The 5182-nt window shown below is 63.1% G+C and carries 6 protein-coding genes and 1 pseudogene; all 7 read left to right on the forward strand.

Annotation, left to right across the window (positions count from 1 at the left end; all coding sequences use genetic code 11):
* Positions 1 to 156 precede the first annotated feature (156 nt).
* Positions 157 to 798, forward strand: coding sequence for a hypothetical protein (locus tag IAE77_RS00425; protein ID WP_294219680.1), 642 nt, complete (start codon positions 157 to 159; stop codon positions 796 to 798).
* Between the two features lie 147 nt (positions 799 to 945).
* Positions 946 to 1311, forward strand: a complete 366-nt coding sequence (locus IAE77_RS00430) for a hypothetical protein (protein ID WP_294219681.1) — start codon at positions 946 to 948, stop codon at positions 1309 to 1311.
* Positions 1312 to 1338: 27 nt separating this feature from the next.
* Complete coding sequence (locus tag IAE77_RS00435; protein WP_294219682.1) at positions 1339 to 1737, forward strand: phage holin family protein; 399 nt, start codon at positions 1339 to 1341, stop codon at positions 1735 to 1737.
* On the forward strand, positions 1710 to 2108 hold the full coding sequence (locus IAE77_RS00440; protein ID WP_294219683.1) for a hypothetical protein: 399 nt from the start codon (positions 1710 to 1712) through the stop codon (positions 2106 to 2108). The genes IAE77_RS00435 and IAE77_RS00440 overlap by 28 nt, the downstream gene beginning before the upstream one ends.
* Before the next feature lie 17 nt (positions 2109 to 2125).
* The gene (locus IAE77_RS00445; protein ID WP_294219684.1) at positions 2126 to 3232 is read left to right on the forward strand and encodes a type IV pilus twitching motility protein PilT; all 1107 of its coding nucleotides are present in this window, start codon (positions 2126 to 2128) and stop codon (positions 3230 to 3232) included.
* A gap of 119 nt (positions 3233 to 3351) precedes the next feature.
* Positions 3352 to 4455: a type IV pilus twitching motility protein PilT gene (locus IAE77_RS00450; protein WP_294219685.1), complete on the forward strand. Its 1104-nt coding sequence runs from the start codon at positions 3352 to 3354 to the stop codon at positions 4453 to 4455.
* Positions 4456 to 4533: 78 nt separating this feature from the next.
* Positions 4534 to 5182: pseudogene (locus IAE77_RS00455) on the forward strand (hypothetical protein); the annotation flags it as partial.

Here is a 5182-nt window from a genome sequence, read left to right on the forward strand (position 1 = left end):
ATAGCCCCCCAGCGTACTCCCCATCCAAACTCCCCTCACGCACCCTCCGCGCAGCGGCTCAGTTCAACGGCGCTTTCGCCGAATTGAAAGTTCGTCAAAGCGAAGGAACGCATGGCTGATTGATTTGGAACGCCTCGTGCTGCATACACTGGCCTTATGCTTCCCAAGCTTACCCTGGATGTGCCGGCCCTGCAGTTGCTGCTCTGGATTGCCGGGTTCCTGTTCCTCGCCTCCATCGTTCGCTGGATTCGTCTTTCCGCTGAAAACCGCCGCATGCGCCGCGAGGAACCGAAGCTGACGAAACAGATCAAGGACCAGCAGCATGAGCTGACGGGCATCCAGCAGGAGGCCGCCTCGTTGAGGGCGAAGTTGCAGCGGCAGTTCGACGCGCTGCGTGCGGATCTGGCCGTACGCCATCAGCAGTCCGAGCAGGGCAATCATCACGCACAGAAGAAGCACGATGAGATGTTGGACGAGACACTGGAGGCCGCGCTCGCGAAGATCACCGGGCTCGAAGCCCGTCTGGCGGCCAGACCGGCGCTGGCGGCGACCGCCGCCGCGTTGAAGACCGTGGCACCGGTGAAAAATGGCGAGGCACCCGCCTCCCTGCCTTCCCTGCCCAGCATGGAGACGCTGCGAGTGCAGGCTCTGGAACAAGAGCTGGCCGCTGTGAAGGCGGAACTTGCCAGCAGCCGCCAGCAAACGTCCGGCCTGCAACTTTCCCTGCTGCTGGCCCGCCGGCGCCAGTCTCCCGCCGCACGGAAAGCAGCGGCCCGTGGAGCCACGCGCAACGGCTGAGGCGTCCGGCTGGAGCTGCGGTTTAGAAATCAGCGGATCGCTTTTTTCCCCTCGCCAAACGGAAGGAGACTGTCTTTATTGAAAGCATCCAAGGTTGAGCGCATCATGCGCGTCACCTTTGCCGGACCTCCAGCCCCCTTCGTCCCCATGACTGAGAACCCCACCGCAGACTCTTCCTTCGGCGCAGCCTCGCCGCATGATCCGTTTCAAGCCGCGAAAGCCAGCGCCTTGAAGGCAGCCGAGGAGCTGCGTGCGGCGGCCGCGCAGAAGGCCAGCGAATTCCGCACCGCCGCCGAATCGCGCGCGCAGCAGATCCGCGCCACGGCGGAACAAAAGGCAACGGACATCAAGGACCGTGCCGGAGAGTTTGCCGATCACACTTTCACCGAGGCTCGTGAGCGTTATGCAGACCTCCGCGCCGAGGCGGAGAAATTCGCCCGCGAGAAGCCGCTGCAGGCGCTGCTCACAGCGTTTGGCATCGGTTTTGTCGTCGGCTCCATCCTGCGCCGCTGATCTTCGCCGCGCTCCCGCCCTCCGCCCATGAATCCAGGCACGCCGCACGCCGAGGAAAGCGCCAGCGCATCAGGACTACTGCGTTCCGTCGCGTTGTACGCGGAGGCACGCGGACGCCTGCTGCACATCGAAGGCCAGGAGGCCGGCGGCAGGCTCGCCGGACTCACCGGCATGTTCATGATGGCGCTCACCGCCCTGATCATCGGCTGGCTGCTGGCCACCCCCGCGCTGGTGTGGATCATCGCCGAGGCAAACGGCTGGCACTGGACCCGAGTGGCGCTTGCAGGAGCGGGTATCCATCTCGTCCTGGGTCTGCTGTTTCTCGCCGGGCTGAAGTCCAGGCTGCACGGTCTGCGTCTCTTCGAGGAAACCTTCAACCAATTCCGCCGCGATCGCGAATGGCTCGCCAGCAACAAGGACAACTGACGCCCAAGCAGCAGGCTTTGCGTGATCTGGAGGACGCCCGCGTGTCCCTGGCGCATCATGCCACCCTGGCAGCGGCCGAATGGAGCCCGCGTGCGATGGTCGCCCGTAGTTTTGAAAAACATCGGGCGCTTTGGCTCGGTGGCGCGGCTTTGGCAGGCCTGGTCGTGATGCGGCTCGCCTGGCCTTCCGCTCGGTCCGATGGCGGCGGCTCCTCCAGCCGGGGCGCCGGCCGCGCCTGGCTGCCCTTTTTGCTGAGCCCTGTGATCGGCCTTGTGCGGAAAAACGCCCTCGGCTACGCCTCCCGCCTGATTGAATCTTATCTGCACCAACGTCAGGTTTCTCCGAACGCTCCTGACACGGAAGCAGTCTAGTGCGCTCCCTCTTTTTCATGTCCGACACCAACCAACCTCCTCCTGAAGAACTCCTGCCCGTCCTCGGCTCCGTGGACGATTACCTGCGCTTCTGCATGCAGTATGACGCGTCCGACCTGCACCTCGCCACCGGTGCGCAGCCCGTCTGGCGTCGTTATGGCAACCTGCAGCCCATCTGGAACAACGCCGCCATGCTGACACCGGAGGACACGCGGCGTCTGGCCTACGGTTTCCTCGGCGAGGCACAGATCAAGCAGCTCGAATCGCGTGGTGACGTCGATTTCGCGTATTCGCCCAACTACGGCCGTTTCCGCTCCTCCGTGGTGCAGCAGCGCCTCGGGATCGACATGGTCTTCCGCGTCATCAAGACGAAGGTCAGCACCGTGGAGGAACTCGGCCTGCCGGACACCGTCAAGACGCTCACCCGTTTCCACAACGGCCTCATCCTCGTCACCGGCCCGGTCGGCTGCGGGAAATCGACGACACTGGCCGCGCTGGTCGATTCCATCAACGCCGAGCGCCAGGACCACATCATCACGCTGGAAGACCCGATCGAATACGTCATCGAGCCCAAGGGCTGCCACGTGAATCAGCGTGAAGTCCACACTCACACCGCCTCCTTCGCCGCCGCCCTTCGTGGGGCGCTGCGTGAGGATCCTGACGTGATCATGGTCGGTGAAATGCGTGACCTTGAGACGATCCAGCTCGCCATCACCGCCGCTGAAACGGGCCACTTGGTGCTCGGAACCCTGCACACCGGCAGCGCCGCACGCACACTCGACCGCGTGCTCGACGTGTTCCCCATCGATCAACGTGACCAGATCCGCATCATGGTGTCCGAATCTCTGCGCGGCATCCTTTCGCAGCAGCTCGTGCCGAAAATCGACGGCAACGGCCGCGTGATGGCCCTTGAAGTGCTGGTGAACACACCCGCCGTCGGCAACTGCATCCGTGAAGGCAAGACGTACATGCTCGCCGGCGTCATGCAGACAGGCAAAGGAGTCGGCATGGTCACCATGGATGACGCCCTGCGGAATCTTTACGCCACCGGCCAGATCAGCCGCGAAGAATGTGAATCCCGTGCCGAGGACAAGATCCTCATGCGCAAATACTTCGAGTCCTGACAGCGAAGGGCGAAGAGCAGAGGGCATCGAGCCCGGACCGCGCTTCGTCCTCTTCACCGCCCTCCACTCCCGTCCCCACCCACTGTCTCTTCGCTCTTAGCACTTAGCCCTCTGCGCTCATGCCAATCATTGACCAATATTTCCACAAGCTCATCGAACTGGGCGGCTCCGACCTTCACCTCAGCCAGGGCCAGCCACCGAAGGTGCGCGTCCACGGCAGCATCAAGCCCATTTCCGACCAGATCCTCGACGAACGCCTCATGGAGACCATGATGCGCGAGATCTGCGAGACCCGCGCCTGGGACCGCTACAAGGAAAAAGGCGACCTCGACTTCGCATACGAGATGGACGCGGACAACCGCTTCCGCTGCAACTACCTCCGTCAGCAGCACGGCTACGGCTGCGTCTTCCGTATCATTCCCACGAAGATCGCCTCGCTCGAACAGCTCGGCATTCCGCCCGTGGTGAAGGAGTTCGGCCACATGCGCAGCGGCCTCGTGCTCGTCACCGGCCCCACCGGCTCCGGCAAATCGACCACGCTCGCGGCCCTGCTCGATTACATCAACATCAACTTCCGCCGTCACATCATCACGATCGAGGAACCGATCGAATTCGTGCATCGCAACAAGAAGAGCATCATCACCCAGCGTGAGGTGCCCATCCAGACACCGAGCTTCGCCGACGGCCTCCGCGCCGCCTTGCGTGAAGATGCCGACATCGTGCTGGTGGGCGAAATGCGCGACTTGGAGACCATCTCGCTCGCTCTCACCGCCGCAGAAACCGGCTTGCTCGTCTTCGGCACCCTGCACACCAACAACGCCCGCAAGACCGTTGACCGTATCATCGACGTGTTCCCCTCCGACCAGCAGAGCCAGGTGCGCACCATGCTCGCAGCGTCCTTGAAAGGCGTCGTCGCCCAGCTCCTCATGAAGAAGTCGGATGGCAAAGGCCGTGCTGCCGTGAATGAGATCATGGTCTCGAACCCAGCCGTCGGCGCCATCATTCGTGAAGGTGCCACGCAAAAGCTTTACGACGTCATCATTGGCGGCAAGGCGCAGGGCATGCAGTTCATGGACGACGCCATCTGGCAGAAGCTGCGTGATGGCTACGTCAGCCCTATGGAGGCCTACATGAAGGCCATCGACAAGGGCCGCTTCAAGAACTTCCTTCCGCCCGAAGACGCCGAAGTCGCAGTCGCCGGTGGTGGTGATGCCAACAAATAACCGCCGTGCGCGGAGGTCCGTGGCAGATGCGTCTTGCCGCATCTGCCGCGTTGCGGTAACCTCCGCGTCAATTCACGGATGAGCACCGATCCTGAGGCAACCCCACACCTCCCCGCCTCATCACCCGTCGGTCAGCCGCCCGGTGCGCTCGCTCTTCTCACGGCCACCGCCCTTGGCGGCATTGTCGCCTCACGTTTGCCCAAGGCACCACTCGTCGTCGCCGCCGGAGTCACCGCGCTCGCCTTGCTGAAGCAGAAAAAAGCCACTGCTCAGCTTCCGAAATCCTCGCCGCCGTTCCCTCCGGCTCCACCGGCGGAATCTTTGCCACAGGATCCCATCGGAGAATGGCTGCGGCAGCAGATCCAGCGTGAAGCCGCCGCTCCCGCCGTCACCTGGCCTCCGCCCGACGAAGAAGCCGACGCACCTGCGGCTGAGGACGACTACACACCGCCCTCCTTCCTTCTCGATGATGAGGCGCAGGTTCATCCCCCGGCAGCGCATGATGTTTTTGCCAGTCTCACCGAGCCCCGCGACTTCCCCATGGATCCGGCCGCGTCGATGGCAGCGATAAAAGACTTTCATTCAGCCGAACCATCGCCCGACATCTTCGCGAGCAGTGCAAATCTGCCCGCAGAAGGCGCCAGTTCTGTCTCCGATGGGGTTCCACCCATCGCACCGGCTGTCGAGTACACCACAGCGCCTGCCGATTTCCCCGGCGCCTTTGTCT

This window comes from Prosthecobacter sp., from assembly GCF_014879935.1.
Lineage (GTDB): Bacteria > Verrucomicrobiota > Verrucomicrobiia > Verrucomicrobiales > Verrucomicrobiaceae > Prosthecobacter.

Excerpts from the sequence above, each read along its gene's own strand:
- IAE77_RS00425 (WP_294219680.1), top strand. The coding sequence starts at position 157 with ATGCTTCCCAAGCTTACCCTGGATGTGCCGGCCCTGCAGTTGCTGCTC.
- IAE77_RS00430 (WP_294219681.1), top strand. The coding sequence starts at position 946 with ATGACTGAGAACCCCACCGCAGACTCTTCCTTCGGCGCAGCCTCGCCG.
- IAE77_RS00435 (WP_294219682.1), top strand. The coding sequence starts at position 1,339 with ATGAATCCAGGCACGCCGCACGCCGAGGAAAGCGCCAGCGCATCAGGA.
- IAE77_RS00440 (WP_294219683.1), top strand. The coding sequence starts at position 1,710 with ATGGCTCGCCAGCAACAAGGACAACTGACGCCCAAGCAGCAGGCTTTG.
- IAE77_RS00445 (WP_294219684.1), top strand. The coding sequence starts at position 2,126 with ATGTCCGACACCAACCAACCTCCTCCTGAAGAACTCCTGCCCGTCCTC.
- IAE77_RS00450 (WP_294219685.1), top strand. The coding sequence starts at position 3,352 with ATGCCAATCATTGACCAATATTTCCACAAGCTCATCGAACTGGGCGGC.